The organism is Denitratisoma oestradiolicum (assembly GCF_902813185.1).
GTDB classification, from domain to species: domain Bacteria; phylum Pseudomonadota; class Gammaproteobacteria; order Burkholderiales; family Rhodocyclaceae; genus Denitratisoma; species Denitratisoma oestradiolicum.
Genome location: NZ_LR778301.1, coordinates 3,890,815 through 3,907,746, shown reverse-complemented (window position 1 = coordinate 3,907,746; position 16,932 = coordinate 3,890,815). Strand labels below are relative to the sequence as shown.

General features: G+C 63.1%; 15 protein-coding genes. 11 read left to right on the top strand and 4 right to left on the bottom strand.

Features of this window, described 5'->3' with window-relative positions:
- Positions 1-148: 148 nt before the first annotated feature.
- The 3 genes from nosZ to DENOEST_RS17815 form a co-directional block, all read right to left on the bottom strand.
- Positions 149-2,077: a TAT-dependent nitrous-oxide reductase gene (gene nosZ / locus DENOEST_RS17825; RefSeq protein ID WP_145770462.1), complete on the bottom strand. Its 1,929-nt coding sequence runs from the start codon at positions 2,075-2,077 to the stop codon at positions 149-151.
- Positions 2,078-2,264: 187 nt separating this feature from the next.
- A complete protein-coding gene (locus DENOEST_RS17820; protein WP_170228169.1) occupies positions 2,265-4,256 on the bottom strand; it encodes a methyl-accepting chemotaxis protein in 1,992 nt (663 codons plus the stop codon).
- Between the two features lie 143 nt (positions 4,257-4,399).
- Entirely contained in the window at positions 4,400-5,374 is a 975-nt protein-coding gene (locus DENOEST_RS17815; RefSeq protein WP_197970654.1) for a LysR family transcriptional regulator, read from the bottom strand.
- A gap of 136 nt (positions 5,375-5,510) precedes the next feature.
- On the opposite strand from DENOEST_RS17815, the gene DENOEST_RS17810 reads away from it, so the two are divergent.
- From DENOEST_RS17810 to DENOEST_RS17760, 11 genes are all read left to right on the top strand, one after another.
- Positions 5,511-5,927 carry a nuclear transport factor 2 family protein gene (locus tag DENOEST_RS17810; protein WP_170228170.1) on the top strand — a complete coding sequence of 139 codons (417 nt, stop codon included), beginning with the start codon at positions 5,511-5,513 and terminating at the stop codon, positions 5,925-5,927.
- A gap of 32 nt (positions 5,928-5,959) precedes the next feature.
- On the top strand, positions 5,960-6,715 hold the full coding sequence (locus DENOEST_RS17805; protein WP_145770465.1) for an SDR family NAD(P)-dependent oxidoreductase: 756 nt from the start codon (positions 5,960-5,962) through the stop codon (positions 6,713-6,715).
- Positions 6,716-6,852: 137 nt separating this feature from the next.
- On the top strand, positions 6,853-7,743 hold the full coding sequence (locus DENOEST_RS17800; protein ID WP_145770466.1) for a TIGR03619 family F420-dependent LLM class oxidoreductase: 891 nt from the start codon (positions 6,853-6,855) through the stop codon (positions 7,741-7,743).
- A 2-nt stretch (positions 7,744-7,745) separates the two neighbouring features.
- Positions 7,746-8,582: an SDR family NAD(P)-dependent oxidoreductase gene (locus DENOEST_RS17795; RefSeq protein ID WP_145770467.1), complete on the top strand. Its 837-nt coding sequence runs from the start codon at positions 7,746-7,748 to the stop codon at positions 8,580-8,582.
- A gap of 24 nt (positions 8,583-8,606) precedes the next feature.
- On the top strand, positions 8,607-9,449 hold the full coding sequence (locus DENOEST_RS17790) for an SDR family NAD(P)-dependent oxidoreductase (RefSeq protein WP_145770468.1): 843 nt from the start codon (positions 8,607-8,609) through the stop codon (positions 9,447-9,449).
- A 162-nt stretch (positions 9,450-9,611) separates the two neighbouring features.
- Positions 9,612-10,397, top strand: coding sequence for an enoyl-CoA hydratase (locus DENOEST_RS17785; protein ID WP_145770469.1), 786 nt, complete (start codon positions 9,612-9,614; stop codon positions 10,395-10,397).
- Positions 10,394-11,218, top strand: coding sequence for an SDR family NAD(P)-dependent oxidoreductase (locus DENOEST_RS17780; RefSeq protein ID WP_145770470.1), 825 nt, complete (start codon positions 10,394-10,396; stop codon positions 11,216-11,218). The genes DENOEST_RS17785 and DENOEST_RS17780 overlap by 4 nt, the downstream gene beginning before the upstream one ends.
- Before the next feature lie 208 nt (positions 11,219-11,426).
- Complete coding sequence (locus DENOEST_RS17775; protein WP_197970653.1) at positions 11,427-12,455, top strand: TIGR03617 family F420-dependent LLM class oxidoreductase; 1,029 nt, start codon at positions 11,427-11,429, stop codon at positions 12,453-12,455.
- A gap of 16 nt (positions 12,456-12,471) precedes the next feature.
- Positions 12,472-12,654 (top strand): hypothetical protein, encoded by a 183-nt coding sequence (locus DENOEST_RS17770; RefSeq protein ID WP_145770471.1) that lies wholly within the window; start codon positions 12,472-12,474, stop codon positions 12,652-12,654.
- A gap of 71 nt (positions 12,655-12,725) precedes the next feature.
- A complete protein-coding gene (locus tag DENOEST_RS17765; RefSeq protein WP_197970652.1) occupies positions 12,726-13,697 on the top strand; it encodes an alpha/beta fold hydrolase in 972 nt (323 codons plus the stop codon).
- 70 nt (positions 13,698-13,767) lie between these two features.
- Entirely contained in the window at positions 13,768-14,859 is a 1,092-nt protein-coding gene (locus DENOEST_RS17760; protein ID WP_145770473.1) for an NAD-dependent epimerase/dehydratase family protein, read from the top strand.
- 374 nt (positions 14,860-15,233) lie between these two features.
- On the opposite strand, the gene DENOEST_RS17755 is transcribed toward DENOEST_RS17760, so the two are convergent.
- A complete protein-coding gene (locus DENOEST_RS17755; RefSeq protein ID WP_145770474.1) occupies positions 15,234-16,736 on the bottom strand; it encodes a reverse transcriptase domain-containing protein in 1,503 nt (500 codons plus the stop codon).
- Between the last annotated feature and the right edge of the window lie 196 nt (positions 16,737-16,932).

Genomic DNA, 16,932 nt, shown 5'->3' with positions numbered 1-16,932 from the left:
AACTGGACCCCGGATCAGGTCCGGGGTGACGTTCTTTCGTCGGGGGTGGCGAATAAATCTGCGTTCCCCCAAGCCTACCAGCAAAAAAACGGGGGGCGTTACCGCCCCCCCAACTCTCGTTTGCTACCGTGAAGCGTTGTTGCCGCGACTACTTCTCGACAATCATGCGAGCGCGCATCTCCAGGTGCAGGGCATGGCAGAAATGGGTGCAGTAAGCCCAGAACACTCCCGGCTTGTTGGCCTTGAAGGTGACCGACTTGGTCTCCTGGGGATTGACGATGAAGTTGATGTCGTACTTGGGCAGACCGAAGCCGTGGGTCAGATCCTCCACCTTGTCCAGGTTGGTGAGGATGATGGTGACCTCGTCGCCCAGCTTCACGGTGAATTCCCGCAGGCTGAAGGCCGGCGCCATGGACGCCAGATAGACCGTGACCTTGTTGCCCTTGCGCTCGACCCGGGATTGGGTGGCATCCTTCACCGCGTTGGGGAAGTCCTCCAGGTTGTAGATCTGGCGGGTCTTGATCTTGTCCCGCCGCACGATGATGAAGTCGTGGGGCTCGGGCCACACGGGGTGGTCGGCCACCAGCAGCATCTTCTCGCCGCTGATGTCGATCAGCTGCTCATTCTCCGGATGCAGCGGCCCAGCGGGCAGATAGCGGTCCTTGGAGAACTTGCAGCCCACGCCCAGCCACTTGCCGTCCGCCTCCCGGGTCTCCGACATGGAGGCATTGAGGTGGCCCGGCTGGTAATGGACATCGATGCGGTCCACCACGTACTTGACGTTCTTGTCCTTGGCGGCCTTGATGGAGGCCTCCACGTTCCACTTCACCACCTGGCTGTCCAGGAACAGGGTGGTGAAGGCGTTGCCCCGGCCATCGAAGGCGGTGTGCAGGGGCCCCAGGCCCAGCTCCGGCTCGGCCACCACGGTTTCCTGGGTGGTCTTCAGCTCGCCGGCGAAGTACTTGTGAACCAGGGACAGGTCGATCACCGAGGCGGTGGGGGAGAGCTTGCCGGCACAGATGAAGTACTTGCCGTCGGGACTGGCATTGACGCCATGGGGGTTCTTGGGCACCGGCACGTAGGCGGTCAGGGCGGTCTTGGGGTCGGTGTTGGCGGCCTTGGTGCCATCCACCACCGGCACCTTGGAAGCGCCGTAGGTCTTGGTCCTGCCGGCCTTCACCGCCGCTTCGATGCGCTCGATGTTGAAGAACAGGCAGGCATCCTTTTCCGCTGACATCATCTCCTCGTACCTCACCCCCATCTCGGTGTTGTACTGGTTGGTGGCGGCCAGCTTGCCATCATAGGAAGTGGCCACCAGATCACAGTTGCCGTCGATCAGCACCTGCCAACGCACTTCCATGGTCTCCGCATCGACGCAGGTGAACAGGGAGTGGTACTTGCTCCCGTCAGCGGCATCCTTGCCGTCATTGGGCAGGGGAATGGAAAACTCGGAACCGCAGAACACCCGGGTGGTGTGGTTGATCTTGGGGTCCACCGGGTCCCGCTTGTCGGGGAAGATGCCGTGGAAACCCTGGACATTGGGAATCTCGGTGATCTTGTCGGTCTCGAAGGTGTCGAGACGGATGCGGGCCAGACGGCTGTGCAGCTTGTCATTCACCCAGGCATATTTGCCGTCGTAGGTGCCGTCCGCGTAGGAGGCATGGACATGGTGGGTGTCGCCGGTGATGTAGGGCACCTTGCCGCTGGCATCGGCACCAAGGATCTTCTTGGACTCGTTGGTGATGCCCCAGCCGGTCAGGGCATCATGGTTGAACACCGGCACGCGGCGAATCTCCCGCCCGGAGGGCAGGCCCAGGACCCGCATCTCGCCGGAGTGACCGCCGGACCAGAGGCCGTAGTAATCGTCCAGCTGGCCCGGCGCGATATGGGGCGCGGCCCCGCTGTGATCGCCGGTCGCCGCTCCGGCAGCAGCCGGCGCGGCGGCCTTGTCCCCCTTGTTGCAGCCGATCAGCCCCACCGATGCGCTTACACCGGCCAGGCCGCCGATTGCGGCGGTATTCAGGAACTTGCGGCGTCCCTCCAGGGTGATCCCTGTCATGTCGTCGTTCTTGCTCATGTCTTGCCCCTTGTACGGTTGGGAAAATGGTTCGTCGCAGGGAATCACGGGCACCCCTGCGACAAAACGTCGCACGACAATCTACGCCAGAGTCGAATCCATTGACTTGACCACCATCAAGCGGCGGGAAAACGTAAACGGCCGACCCATGTAACCCATGCCTGCGACGGGGTCTGCGAGAGTGCGGCTAGGCAAAGGTGGGCTGCTTGTTGAAGAAGGCGAAGCACTCGCGGATCTTGCTCTTGCCCTGGGCATCGATGCCGAAGAATTCGATGCCGTAATGGAAGTGCCCATCCTGCTGGCGCTTCCAGACCACCTTGCCGGCGACCCGGGTGGGTTGTTGATGCTCGTAGGCCTGCAAGTCGCTGGAGGGCACCATCAGGCCCAGGACCAGGGAGTCGCCGTGGTCGTGGCTCAAGGGAGAGGTGGTGCACAGGTGCATGCCGGTGAGGCTGAAGTCATCGGTCACCGCGTCGATCTTCTGCTTGCCGTCCTCCACATGCACCAGCAGGGCATTGTGGGCGCGGGGCGCGCGCCGCTTGTCGCTGGGGGGATGCTCCACGGATGGGGTGTGGTCGAACTTGAAATAGGACACCAGCTTATCCACGGCGATCACGGTTTGATGCAGGTCGTCGGAGATGGTGCTGGTCACGCCCACCTTGCTGTTGCTTTCGGCCAGGGTGCTGAACAGGGAATGCAGGCGGCCGTTAAGATTGCCCAGCTTGTCGATCTGCTGCCGGGTGACATCGGAGATTTCGATATTGGCCTGGCCGGTGGCATGGACCTCGTCGGCCATGCGCCGTATCGCCTCGGCGGAAGTCTGCGCCCGCGCCTGGGCGTCATTGACGCTGGTGACGACCTCGTTCATGGTGTCCCGGGTCGACTTCACCTGCTGGGTCAGAGCGGCGACGATATGGGTGATTTCGCTGGCGGCCTCGCCGGTGCGGTTGGCCAGCTTGCGCACCTCGTCGGCGACGACGGCGAAGCCCCGTCCCTGCTCCCCGGCACGGGCTGCCTCGATGGCGGCATTCAGGGCCAGCAGGTTGGTCTGGCCGGCGATGTCGGAAATGGATTCGATGATGCGATGAATATCGCTGGCGGAGGAATTGAGCACTTCCATCTGCCCTCCGGCGCGACCCACTTCCGCCACGGTCTGGGACATTTCCCGGATGTTCTGCTCCACCGCGGCAATGCCCTCGCCGGCGCTGGTCTGCATGGCGCGGGTGCGCTCCCGCACCTGGTCCGCCAGATGGGACACCGAATTGGAAATCTCCCCCAGCTGGTCCATGGCCTCGGAAACATCGGAGGAGCTGTTCTGCTGGGCATTGTTGCTCTCGTTGATGTCACGGGACATGGTGGCGATCTGGAACGACGACTGCTCGATCTGCTTGTTGGTATCGTCGATGCTGCGGATCACGTTGTTGAAGCGGCTGACCATCCCGGCCAGGGCATGGAGCAGATGCTCGCCCCGGCGCCGGGTCTTGCTGGCGACATTCACGTTCAGGTTGCCCTTGGCCAGCTCCTGGATCAGATTCTTCACCACCTGGGGCTCGGCGCCCAACTGGCCCAGAATGGCGGAATACAGCACCCAGAAAATGGCCCCCATCAGCAGTGCCAGGGCGGCGAAGACCAGGCCGACGCTGACCATGGTCTGATGGAAGCGCGCTTCGCTCTGCTCATGGGCCAGCCTGGCCTGGGCATCGATTTCGCCGGCAATGCCATCGAGCCGCGCCACCAGCTTGACCATCTTGATCAACACCATGTCGTTTTCCGCCGAGATGCCCTGGGCCCGGCTCAGTTCATCGACACCCCCGCGTACCTCGCGCCAGCCGCTGGCCACCTTGTCCGCCTGCTCCCGCATGGACGGAGGGGCGAGCCGTTCCTGCTGCTGGATGGCGCTGTCCAGGCCGGCCAGGGATTCCTGGATGCGCTCCCGTACCACCTTGGCGCCCTCGGTGGTGATGAGCTGGTTGATGTCCCGGATCAGCTTTTGCATCATCGCCGCCTCATTGGCGAAATGCAGGGACAGGGTGTTGGTGGCGCCGATAGCCCGGTAGCCGAACCAGGCGATATTGCCGGCAAAAAGAATGAAGCCCAGGGCGATTCCCGCCGCGACCAGCATCTTGCTGCGTATGGTGATGCCGCTGAGTGTCTGGCGCAGGGATGGGGTCATGGACATTGCTGAAACTCCTTTGGGCGATCCAGGCTCGGATTTCCGAAAATGGCCGAGTAATTCTAGGGGCTGCGCCGAATCTGAAATCATGGATAAACGCACATTTCCCTGTCAGTGAAATGGTTACATGCAGGACGCGCCGTGCCGGGTCAAGCCGCGCAGCGCCGGCCTCGACTCGGGGACCGGGTCGCCTTGGCCGTTGTCACGGCCGGCTTGAGCACCTGGGCCATCTGCTCCCGCAACCAGCGGTTGGCCGGGTCCCCGTCCGCCGATCCATGCCAGTAGAGATAGAGCTCCATATCCGGCAGGGGCAGGTCGGCCGGAGAGGGCAACACCTGATTGCCGTAGGGGGTCGACAGGTATTCCGGGGCCAGCTCCGCCGGCATGGTGAGGATCAGGTCTGTCTCGGCCACGATGCGGCAGGCCGCCAGATAGTCCTGGCAGCGCAGGCGGATACGTCGCTGCATGCCCAATCGGCTCAGTTCCGTATCCAGCAGATTGTCCCCCTGGCGGGCCGAGGACACATGGATGTGTTGTTGTGTCAGGTAGGTTTCCAGGTCCAGGCCAGGACCCACCACCGGATGATCCCGCCGGGCCAGCACCACCCGCTGCTCGGTGGCCAGGGGCTGGTGCAGCACCTGGGTGGAGTGAGGCAGCAGGATGTCCAGGGCCAGATCCATCTTGCCCGAGGCCAGGCGCGATTCCAGTTGGACCCGATCATAGGACACCGTCACCAGATCGATGCAGGAGGTCTCCAGCATGCGTTTCATCAGGGGGGGCAGGAAGGAGGATTCCTCGCCGCCGGGCAACCCAAGGGTCAGAGTGCGCTGGGCCTTGCCCGGGTCGAAACTGAAGGCCCGGCTCAGGGTGCCGTCCAGGGCGCGCAAGGCGGTGGCGATGGGTTCGACGATGCTGCGGGCCATGGGCGTAGGCACCATGGCGTGGCTCTGGCGGGTGAACAGGGGATCACCGAACAGCACCCGCAAACGCCCCAGGGCATGGCTGATGGCCGGCTGGGTCAGGTTCAGCCGGGCGCTGGCCCGGGTCACGCTGCCCTCCGTGTAGATGGCCTCGAACACCACCAGCAGGTTCAGGTCTATTTTGGCCGTGTTGATTGCTTTCATGGTTTGCTCCCATCGCTTGGCGAAGGTCGATGACTATCAGCCTCATTCATAGAGTCGCATTCTAATTCTTCATTTGATTGATTAACGGCCTGTCCCTACACTGGCGCCTCATTATCGGAAAAAGAGGGGGATTGCCTTGAGCCCAGACATTGAGGATCGCTTCGCCATCCAGGATCTGCTGTTCCGCTACGCTCGGGCCGCCGACCAGCGGGACGTGGCTGCCTTCGCCAGTTGCTTCCGCCCCGGCCAGGTCCATATCACCGGCCCCGGTTTCGAGGTACGGGACGCCCAGCAGAATGTGGATGCCCTGACGGCCATGTTCGAATGGACCATGCACAAGGTGCACAACCACGAGTACCAGGTGCAGGGCGATCGGGCCGAAGGTTATTGCTACTGCCTGGCCACCCACGTCCAGCGCAAGGGCGATATGCGAATCAAGATCGACTGGCATATCCGTTACGATGATGAACTGACAAGGGAGGATGGCGCCTGGCGCTTCGTCCGTCGTCATCTGGACGTGGGGCTGATCGAGACCGTGCCCCTGGCGCCCTGACAAACAAAAATCCAACCATAGGAGAAACACTCATGAAGCGTCTGGCAGGCAAGGTGGCATTGGTGACCGGCGGCGGTCAGGGCGTGGGTCGGGGCATCGCCCTGGCTCTGGCAGCGGAGGGCGCCCGGGTGGCGGTCTCGGGACGCACCCTGTCCAAGGTGGAGGATGCCTGCCGCGAGATCGAGTCCCGGGGGGGCGAGGCCCTGGCCATCGAGTGCGATGTGAAGAGCGATGCTTCCCTCAAGCAGTGCGTAGCCGCCGTGGTGGCCCGTTTCGGCGGCATCAACATCCTGGTCAACAACGCCCAGGAAGTCCCCAACGGCAAGCTGCACCAGGTCACCGACGACGCCTTCACGGCGGGTTGGGAGTCCGGCCCCCAGGCCACCTTCCGTCTGATGAAGCTCTGCTACCCCTATCTCAAGGGCGACGGCAACATCATCAACCTGGCCAGCGCCGCCGGGCGCCGTTGGGACTCCACCGGCTATGGCTGCTACGGCGCCACCAAGGAAGCGATTCGCCAACTGACCCGGGCCGCCGCCTGCGAATGGGCCGAGGACGGCATCCGCACCAACGTGATCCTGCCCCTGGCCGAATCGGAAGGCCTCAAGGGCTGGGCCGCCGCCCGCCCGGCGGAAGCCGCCGCCTACTTCGCCACCATCCCCATGCGCCGGGTCGGCGAATGCGAAGGCGACATCGGCCGCTTCGTCGCCACCCTGTGCAGCGACGATTGCCGCTACGTGAATGGCCAGAGCATCGCCCTGGACGGCGGCCAGGCCTTCCTGGGGTAAGCAGCGATGCGCTGAACGAGCCCCAATTCGTCATTCCGGCGAACGCCGGAATCCAGGAAAATCAACGCAATGGACACCGGCTTTCGCCGGTGTGACGGACTTAATCAGTATCTCCCTAACAATTTCCAGGAGACAGCATGCGACTTTCCATCGGCCTCTATGGCCTGCAGAACTGGTTCGGCGGGGATTTCTCCTCCGTCGTCGATGTGATCCGCATCGCTGACCGCAAGGGCGCGGACCAGGTGAGCCTGACCGATCATGTGGTGATGGGAGAGCAAGTGGATCGCTATCCTTATGGCGACTTCCCTGCGCCCCTGGATACCCCGTGGTACGAGCCCATCACCGTGCTGGCCGCCATTGCCGGCGCCACGGAGCGCATCCGCCTGTCCACCGGCATCCTGATCTCGCCCCTGCGCCCCGCCGTGCTGCTGGCCAAGCAGTTGGCGACCCTGGACGTGATGTCCCGGGGCCGGGTGGAAATCGGTATCGGCACCGGCTGGCAACGGGAGGAATACGAGGCCGCCGGCATCGACTTCGACAAGCGCTACCGCATCATGGATGAGCAGGTGCGGGTCTGCCGGGCCCTCTGGTCCGACGCCCCCGTGAGCTTCCAGGGCGAGACCGTGCAACTGGAACGCATCCACCAGTGGCCCCGGCCGGTGCAGCCCCGCCTGCCCATCTGGATGGGCGTCGCGCCCACGCCCCGCAACTGCCAGCGCATGGCGGAGCTGGCCGATGGCTGGATACCCATGCTGCAAAACCCCAAGGCCCTGACCACGGCACTCACCGACATCCGCGCCGCCTTTGACGCCCGGGGCCGGGACTTCACCGGTTTCCAGAGCCGGGTGGTGCTGCCGAATGTATTCCGTGCCGACGGCACGCCGGACCTCACCGCAGCCCTGGCCCAGATTCCCGCCCTGAAGGCGGCGGGCATCACCATGGTGGAAATCCTGCCCCTGGTCTACTGCCGCGGCCCCGAGGACATGGAAGGCTTCCTCGATCAGGCCCTGGCCACGGTGAAAGGATGAGCATGAAAAACGCCCTCGATTTCAGCGGCAAGGTAGTGCTGGTCACTGGCGGCGGTGGCGGCATCGGCCGCGGTATCGCGGAAGCCTTCGACCAGTGCGGCGCCAAGGTGGTAGTGGCGGAGATCGATCCCACCCGGGCCGCAGCCACCCGCGCCGCCCTGGGCCAGGAAGCCCTGGTGTCGGTGACCGACGTGCGCGACAGCGCCCAGGTCAAAGCCCTGATCGCCGAGGTGGAGGCCCGCCACGGCCGGCTCGACGTGCTGGTGAATAACGTGGGCGACTTCCTCGGTATCGTCAAGCCTCTGGAGGACTACAGCGACGAGGATTTCGACGCGCTGTTTTCCATCAACCTGCGGCAGATCTTCCAGGTCACCCGCAGCGCCCTGCCCTTGATGAAAAAGAGCGGCCCCGGCGGCAGCATCATCAGCATCTCCTCCATCGAGGCCTTCCGCGGCATCCCCATCAACATCGTCTATTCCGCCTTCAAGGCCGGCATCGTCGGCTTCACCAAGAGTCTGGCGGTGGAACTGGGCCAGAGCGGCATCCGGGTCAATGGGATCGCCCCGGAGACCACCGAATCGGAGCAGGTCCAGCCCTCGGTCTGGATTCCGCCCCAGTACCAGGAACACATCGCCCGCTGGATTCCCCTGGGCCGCTTCGGCACCCCGGCGGACGCGGCAGGCTGCGCCCTGTTCCTCGCCAGTCCACTCTCCGGCTGGGTCAGCGGCACCACCATCAACCTGGACGGCGGCGCTCTGGCGGCCGGTGGCTGGTACCGCACTCCCCAGGGGGGCTGGACCAACGTGCCGGTGATCACCGGCAACGGCATGGCCTTCTGAACCTGAATCTGTAAAGGACAAACAATGCGCAAAGTTGCAATCGTCACTGGCGCCACCCGTGGCATCGGCAAGGCCGCCGCCATCAGCCTGGCCCGGGAAGGCTTCGATGTGGTCATCACCGGCCGCACCGTCAAGGAAGGCGAAGGCACGGCGACCATGCCCTACGCCGCCGATGGCCAGCAGGTGGCCGTGCCCGGCAGTCTGGAGACCACGGCTGCCGCCATCCGCGCCCTGGGCCGGGAAGCCCTGCCGGTGGTGATGGACGTGCTCGACCGCAGCACTATGGACGCGGTGGTGGAGCAGACCCTGGCCCAGTGGGGCCGCATCGATCTCCTGTTGAACAACGCCCTCTACCAGGGGCCGGGACTGATGTTCGCCTTCGCCGACTTCAGCTTCGACCAACTGGAAAAGAGCGTGCTGGGCAATCTGGTGAACCAGGCCTACCTGGCCCGTCTGGTGCTGCCGGTGATGATCAAGCAGGGGGGCGGCACCTACATCAGTCTCAGCTCCAACGCTGCCGTCTCGCCCCCGCCCGCGCCACCGGGCAAGGGCGGCTGGGGCTTTGTCTACGGCGCGCCGAAATCCGGCTTCCACCGCATCGCCGAATTCATTCATGTGGAGCACGCCAAGGATGGCATCCGGGCCTTCAACGTGGAGCCGGGCTACACCGTGACCGAAGCCACCGTGGCCATGTTTGGTGCCGAATCTGCGGCCGACTTCAACCGCCACGCCACCACCCCCGAAACCACCGGCGACGTGGTGGCTTGGCTCGCCACCCGGCCCGAGGCGAACGAGTTGGCCGGCACCCTGATCGGCTCCCCGGGCTTTTTCAAGAGCCGGGGCATCACTTATGGAAACACTGATTAAGTCCGTTCGCACTGAGCCCTTCGTCTTCGCTCAGGACAGGCTTGTCGAAGTGCGCGCCCGGAAAAATCAAGGGCTTCGACAGGCTCAGCCCGAACGGATGGGGACTTGTTCGTTTCCCTATCCCTGATCCAACACGTCATCCCGCATTCCCAGGAGCACCCCATGTCCGAACCCGTATTGCTGCTGCAAAAAGAAGGCCCGGTGGGCATCGTGACCCTCAACCGGCCCGATGCCATGAACGCCTTCTCCGCCGAGCTGCGTCTGGCTCTGGGCCAGGCCTTCCGTGATCTTCAGGCCGATCCCGAGATCCGCGCCGCCATCATCACCGGCGCTGGCCGGGCGTTTTGCGCCGGCATGGACCTGAAGGAACTGAGCAGCGGCGGCGACGACGCCTCGGGCTTCGACAAGAGCGTGGTGGGCCAGGACATGGCCGAGGCCATTGCCGAATTCGAGGGTCCGGTGATCGCCGCGGTGAACGGCCACGCCGTCACCGCCGGCTTCGAACTGGCCCTGGCCTGCGACTTCATCATCGCCTCGACCAACGCCAAGTTCGCCGACACCCACGCCCGGGTCGGCATCCTGCCCGGCTGGGGCCTCTCGGTGCGCCTGCCGCGCCTGATCGGCATCAACCGCGCCAAGGAAATCAGCTTCACCGGCAACACCGTCACCGCCGCCCAGGCCTATGAATGGGGCCTGGCCAACCGCGTGGTGGCGCCGGAGGAACTGCTGCCCACCTGCATGACGATGGCCCAACAGATGGCCAGCTGCGTGCCCCACGTGCTGAAGGGCTACAAAAAGCTGATCGACGACGGCTATGGCATGCACCTGCCCGATGCCCTGAAGGCCGAGAAGCTGGCCGGCATCGAATCGGCCAAGCAGGTCAGCGCCGCCACCATCGCCACCCGCCGCGAGGGGGTGTTCAACCGGGGCCGGGAGCAAGGCAAATGAGGGCCCTCGAAGGCAAATCCGTCATCCTCACCGGCGCCGGCGGCGGCATCGGTCGGCCCACGGCCCTGATGCTGGCCGCGGCGGGAGCCCGGGTGGCCATCAGCGACATCCATGAGGCCAACCTGGCGGAAACCCTGGCCCAGGTGAAGCAGGCGGGCGGCGAGGCCATCGCGGTATGTGCCGATGTCACCCGGGAAGACGACATCCGCGAACTGGTGCGGGCCACGGTGGCAGCCTTCGGCGGCCTGGACGTGCTGGTGAACAACTGCGGCAACAGCTTCGCCAAGGACCGGGACATCCTGTCCATGGAGGCGGATCTCTGGGACGCCACCATGGCCCTGAATGCCCGGGCGCCGATGCTGTGCTGCAAGCATGGGATTCCCGAACTGCTCAAGCGAGGCGGCGGTGCCATCGTCAACATCACCTCCGGCGCCGCCCTCTCCGGGCAGCTGGGCATCCCGGCCTACAGCGCCGCCAAGGCCGCTGTTATCTCCCTGACCCGCTCCGTGGCCACCCTCTACGGCGCCCAGGGCATCCGCTGCAATGCCATCGCCCCCGGCCTGATCCTCCACGACCGGCTGGCCGCCGTGTTCCCCACGGAGCAGATTCGCATCGATGCAGAAAACATTCTCAGCCCCCGGCCCGGCACCCCGGCCGACATCGCCAATGCGGTGATCTTCCTGGCCTCCGATGCCGCCAGTTTCGTCAATGCCCACGTGATGCCCGTGGATGGCGGCCTCCTGGCCCATACGCCGACCTATGCCCAGACCCGGGCCCTGGGCTCGGCGGGACCCAACATCAGCAAAGACAAAGAACGCTGAACCTACTACTGCGCCATCGTCATTCCGGGGCTGCCCGCGAGGGCAGAGCCCGGAATCCAGAGGTGCCCGGATGGATTTTCTGGATTCCGGGTTCCGCTACGCGGCCCCGGAATGACGAAGAAGTGATGGTATTGGCGCGCTACGCTCGAATGTTTGACTTGTTGTTTCAATGGGCTGTTTCACGGAAACCCTCTCAGGAAATCTCATCATGGAAATTTTCGCCGCAACCCCCGAAACCCAGGGTCTGGAAACCATCGGCGCCTTCGCCCGCCGCGTCGAGGCCATGGGCTACGACGGCATCTTTGTCCCCGACGCCATCCACGACGGCATGCTGCTGGCCTGTCAGGCCCTGGCCGCCACCACCCGTCTGAAAGTCGGCATCTCGGTGCTGGTGGCCTTTCCCCGCAGCCCCATGAACGTGGCCCTGGCCGCCTGGGATCTGCAAAAAATGTCCGGCGGCCGTTTCGAGCTGGGCCTGGGCACCCAGATCCAGCAGAACATCGAGGACCGCTATTCGGCGCGCTGGCTGCCTCCCGCTGCCGGCATGGCGGAATACCTGGGCGCCCTGCGGGCCATCTTCAAGAGCTTCCGCACCCGGGAGCCCCTCAACTTCGTCGGCGAGTACTACAAGTTCACCCGGCTCCAGCCCTTCTTCAATCCCGGCCCCATCGACGCGCCCGACGTACCCATCATGTTGGGTGCCGTGGGACCGAAGATGCTGAACCTGGTGGGTTCCGCCGCCGACGGCATGCACACCCACCCCACCAACACCTCGGCCCGCTACCTGCGTGAAGCCATCCTGCCCCGCATCGCCGAAGGCGTGGTGAAACGTGCCCCGGCCCTGAAGCCGCCCATGGTCTGCGCCAACGAGCTGGTGGCCTGCGGCCCCGACGACGCCACGGTGAAGGCCGAGCGGGAGCGCTTCCGCGGCACCCTGGCCTTCCTCTTTTCCACCCCGGCCTACTGGCCCAGCCTGGAACTCTTCGGCTGGAAGGATGTGGGCAAGAACCTGTTGCAGATGACCCGGGAAGGCCGCTGGAAGGACATGGCCGGCGCGTTGACCGACGAGGTGCTGGACGAGTTCCTGGTCACTGGTCGCTACGATGAACTGCCCGAGGCCCTGGCTTCCCGCTTCGAAGGCCTGGTACAGCGGATCACCCTGACCGTGCCCAACGATCCCGGCCACGATGCCGCCCATGGGAAAGCCATCGAGGCGATCCGGGCACGGTTGTCGTAGGAGTCGAAGCGGCAGCGTGGGGCAGGAAAGCTCGGCCTGCCCCTTATTCCCTTCTCTCGCGGGCATGGCCGAACAGCCCATCAACCAGCATCCAAAACCAGAAGAACAGCGTCCAGCCCAGAAGCAGATTGATGATGAAGATCGCATCGGCAGCCACATGCCGTCAGCCGGCCGCGATCAGTTGAATCCGCAACCCTGAAGAGACGTTCGCCATCTCTATACTCGCACCCCATGTTTCGTCCCTGGTCACATACCCTGCGGGGCCCAGAATTGACGCTCAGAGGATGGCTGACGCCGCCCAGCGGCAAACCGGTCATCCATTTCCTGCACGGCAACGGTTTTTGCGGGCGGGTCTACGAGCCGATGCTGAGGCGGCTCGCCGAGGATTTCGACTTGTGGCTGTCGGACGTGGCGGGCCACGGCGACAGCGATCCGGGAACCCGCTTTCCGGGCTGGAACCACAGCGCCCGCCTGGCGCTGGAGGCGTTTGCCGCCCATCGCCATGCGTTCGGCGCGGTGCCGCTATTCGCCGTCGGCCACAGCTTCGGCGGCGTGTTGACGACGCTGCTGTTGGCGCAGGCTGAGCAGCCGTTCCAGCGTGCCGTGCTGCTCGATCCGGTACTGTTCTCGCGCGGCATGGCGGCGTCGATGGCGCTGGTGAATCTGCTGCGGATGGGCCGCTTCGTGCCGCTGGCGCGGGCCACGCTGCGCCGGCGCCGACACTGGCCGAGCCGCGCCGCGGCATTGCAATCCCTGCAGGGACGCGGCGCCTATCGGGGCTGGAGCGACGACGCCTTGGTGGCCTTCGTCGAACATGCGCTGCGCGACAGCACGGACGGGGGCGTGGAACTCAAATGCCATCCCGAGACCGAGGCTCGCGTCTTCAGCTCAGGTCCACGCGGCCTTTGGCGCTCGATCGCACGCATCCAGGTGCCGACCTTGATCGCCCATGGCACGCACACCATGCCCTTTGTCGGACCGGCAGCGCATCGGGCCGCCGCGCTGAACGCGCAAATCCAAATCCGGCAGGTCGCCGGCGGGCACTGCTTCATGCAGGAGGACCCCGAAAGCGCCGCCGCGCTGGTCCGGGATTTCCTGCTCGACCACGAGTCAACGCCAGCCGAATGTTCGGCAAGCGGAACGATTGATATCGCCGTCCGCGGCACCGTCAATCCCTCGGCCGCGGCGGGTCGCCAGCACAGCACGGCGCCGGAATGCGCCCGCAAAATCTGGACAACTTAACCCCGAACGATTCACCATCACCACCGCCACGGCATGCCGTGAGACTCAATAACTACAAGCAGGAGATTCAATGAAAAAGAAAGTCGTTGTCGCCGGTGCATCCGGATTGGTCGGGGGCGCGGCCGTGCGTCGGTTTGCGGCGCAAGGCTGGGAGGTGGTGGCAGTCTCTCGGCGCCGGCCGGTGGACATTGCCGCGAGCGTGCAGCACGTCGCGGTTGATCTGTGCGACGAGGGCGCCTGTGCACGCGCCTTCGGCGAGATGTCGGACGTCACGCACTTGATCTACGGTGCGGTCAGCGAGAAAACCGAGGACATCTTCGGCGGCTGGTCGGATCCCGTGCAGATCGAGAAGAATGCCGCCATGCTGCGCAACCTATTCGAGCCGCTCTCGGCTGCGGCGCGCAATCTTCAGCACGTCTCGCTGGTGCATGGCGCGAAGGCCTACGGCTGCCACCTGCCGCAACTCCAGGTGCCGATTCCGATGCGTGAGAGCCTCCCGCGCCCGCCGTGCCCGAATTTCTATTTCGAGCAGGAGGATTACCTCTGGGACAAGCAGCGCGGGCGGAACTGGGACTGGACGGTGTTGCGCCCGGTGGGGATCGCCGGCGTCGCCACCGGCTCGCCGATGAATTCGGTGCTGATGCTGCTGCTGTTTGGTGCGTTGCGTAAGGAAGCGGGGCTCGATCTGCCGGTGCCCGAGGGCATCAGTCCGGTGAACGAGATCACCGATGCCGATCTCATCGCCGAAGCGCTCGAGTGGGCGGCCGAGGCGCCGGCTGCGCGCAACGAGATATTCAACATATCCAACGGCGACGTCATCGCGGCCTTCGATCGGTTTCCGGTCATTGCCGAAGTTATTGGCCTGCCGCTCGGTGCGCCGCGCAGCTACAACATGGTGCGCGAGGTCGAGGGGATGGCGGGACTGTGGCGCGACATGGTACGTCGTTATCAGCTGAATGCGCCTGAAGACGTGGCCGCGCTTTTTGGCGGATCGATGCTGATGAGCAACTGCTCGGCCGCGGCGACCGACGGCAATCCGCTGCGCTGGGGGCTGGTAAGCACGATCAAGCTGCGCCAGGCGGGATTCCACGACTGCATGGATACGTTCGAGATGATCCGCAAGTACGGTCGCCGCTATCGGGAACTGCGCATCCTGCCGTAAGGAAACGCCAACAATAGGCGTCTGGTCAAGCAGCCCTCGCACGCTGGGATAGCGGCAATCAGCGATGACCGGACCGCGAGCCTTATTCGGTTGCGGACACGCAATACTCAACAGCTTGCTCCAAGCTGCCTGCCGCACAGCGAATTTGTGCTTTTCGGCATTAGTCGCCGTACAACCCTTGTCAGATGAGCGACAAGTGTTCTGCGGTCAACGGACATTCAGGCCATCGCGGCGGCGAAGGTCAGCTTTCTTGGCTGGCGAAGGCGAACTCCCGACCCTAATCAGCTATTGACTGTATAAGAATGCTGCCGCTCAGGGAACGTAGAAGTGAACGACCTGCGCAACTTTTCGCGTAGGTCCGTTGGACTACATGGTTACGCGTCTCCATAGCCATATTTTGACGACTCTGGATGCATGACTCTCTCGATACCGGCCTCAACAACTCCGTGTTGCAGAGCCCGATATATCAACTTAAAGCTTGGTACCTCTAGAAGAGGCTTGCCTGCGACGAGCTTTCTCCGGTACCTGGCCAATATGTCCTTTCGCTGCACGTTGAAGGGAAAGGAATGCCGCCTATCGAACCCGTGAGATAGCAGGTGTCGTGACCGAGCCTGGACACATCTATCAATTGCAGATAAGAGCCAACCATCCAAGGCACGGAGTTGCTCAACGTCGTCAAGCAATGGGTAGAAACTCATCACTCCTTTGAAATGAAGTGTCTTGCGTCGTCCTTTGATGTAGGCAACCATGTCGCGGTGAAGCAGACCGCCATAAAGATATCGGCGAATTTGCATTATGGCCGTCAACAGTGCCTTGTCACGGTTGTTGGCAGGAATGACAAGTCCTTTGAGTGGTGTGCTCTTCAGCGGCTGAACTAGGTTCCGGTAAAGGAGGTAGGACACCTGTTTTTTGATGCGCTGGATCGTTTTGTCTCGAATAGATACGCGATCGACCCCAATTGCGTATCCGAGAAAATTGAACGACGACTTCGAGGCAATCTCTGCCGCTAGGCCGTCCTTGGCAAGAAGACTAATTCCATCGGACTTCTTAACATTTATTGAAACCTTTGCCTCACGCGAGAACGCGTCAACGATATTGAACGACTCGCAGATTGCCGCATATGTGGGACTCCAAATAACCGTGTCATCCGCATACCGAGCAAATTTGAGACCCGCTTTCTCCAGAGTCTTGTCTAGTTTCCAGCAAACCAGATTTGCTAAGAACAGGGAGAGAGAGGTGCCTTGCGGTATTCCACGATCTCGGCCATTCAGGAACGCCTTAATAACGTCCTCTTCCTCTTCACTGACAAGAAAGCCATTTTCATGAAGCTGTGCGAACAGGAATGTATGGTCGATGGAGCCGAAGAAGTCCGAGAAATCGAACTCAGCAATGAAGGTCCTACCGTTTTGCGCTAAGTCAACAGCGATATCCTGAATCGCAAAATGAATATTGCGATCATTTCGGTAGGCATAAGAGAAAGAGCTGAACCGGTGCCTATTCTTGGCCAGTAGTCGACCGTAGAAGTAGCTTGATACCGCGGCGTCAGGAATTTGATAGATAGTCAATTCACGTTCACCACCCCCCGGCTTTGGAATTGTCTTGTAGTGCGGAGCGTGTGGCACGTACGAGCGCGCAGTTAGCTTGCGTGCAATGGACATAGCGATTGCTGTCGCGTTCCGACGCACGTGGAATGGGTTGTATTTTGGGTCGAGCGCCCAATACTCAGGAACCTTGACTTCCTTTGCAGGCGCGTCGGCGATACGACCTCGATTGCGAAGCCATTCGAGGTGTAGGTGGTTGTGGTACGCGTGATGCCGGTCGATCAGTTTTGTGCACTCGGCGACTATTCGCTCTTTCAGTAGCAATTCCAGGTTCATCTTTGGCCCTTAGAAAACAAAAAGCCCGAGACAAGTCTCGGGCTCTCCACGGAACGAACCTAGTAAAAGTAAGTTGCCATTTGGTTGGTGAGGCTGCGACGCCACACCCCCATTGTCGCAGCCGAAGCTGCAAATTCGAGGCGTTCCGTTCTGCCTCCAAGGCAGTGAGCGAAGGATAGCGTTTACGTCCATCTGT

Coding starts and splice junctions, on each gene's coding strand:
- DENOEST_RS17820 (WP_170228169.1), bottom strand. CDS start 4,256: ATGTCCATGACCCCATCCCTGCGCCAGACACTCAGCGGCATCACCATA.
- DENOEST_RS17790 (WP_145770468.1), top strand. CDS start 8,607: ATGCGCAAAGTTGCAATCGTCACTGGCGCCACCCGTGGCATCGGCAAG.
- DENOEST_RS17800 (WP_145770466.1), top strand. CDS start 6,853: ATGCGACTTTCCATCGGCCTCTATGGCCTGCAGAACTGGTTCGGCGGG.
- nosZ (WP_145770462.1), bottom strand. CDS start 2,077: ATGAGCAAGAACGACGACATGACAGGGATCACCCTGGAGGGACGCCGC.
- DENOEST_RS17760 (WP_145770473.1), top strand. CDS start 13,768: ATGAAAAAGAAAGTCGTTGTCGCCGGTGCATCCGGATTGGTCGGGGGC.
- DENOEST_RS17780 (WP_145770470.1), top strand. CDS start 10,394: ATGAGGGCCCTCGAAGGCAAATCCGTCATCCTCACCGGCGCCGGCGGC.
- DENOEST_RS17785 (WP_145770469.1), top strand. CDS start 9,612: ATGTCCGAACCCGTATTGCTGCTGCAAAAAGAAGGCCCGGTGGGCATC.
- DENOEST_RS17805 (WP_145770465.1), top strand. CDS start 5,960: ATGAAGCGTCTGGCAGGCAAGGTGGCATTGGTGACCGGCGGCGGTCAG.
- DENOEST_RS17795 (WP_145770467.1), top strand. CDS start 7,746: ATGAAAAACGCCCTCGATTTCAGCGGCAAGGTAGTGCTGGTCACTGGC.
- DENOEST_RS17775 (WP_197970653.1), top strand. CDS start 11,427: ATGGAAATTTTCGCCGCAACCCCCGAAACCCAGGGTCTGGAAACCATC.
- DENOEST_RS17755 (WP_145770474.1), bottom strand. CDS start 16,736: ATGAACCTGGAATTGCTACTGAAAGAGCGAATAGTCGCCGAGTGCACA.
- DENOEST_RS17815 (WP_197970654.1), bottom strand. CDS start 5,374: ATGAAAGCAATCAACACGGCCAAAATAGACCTGAACCTGCTGGTGGTG.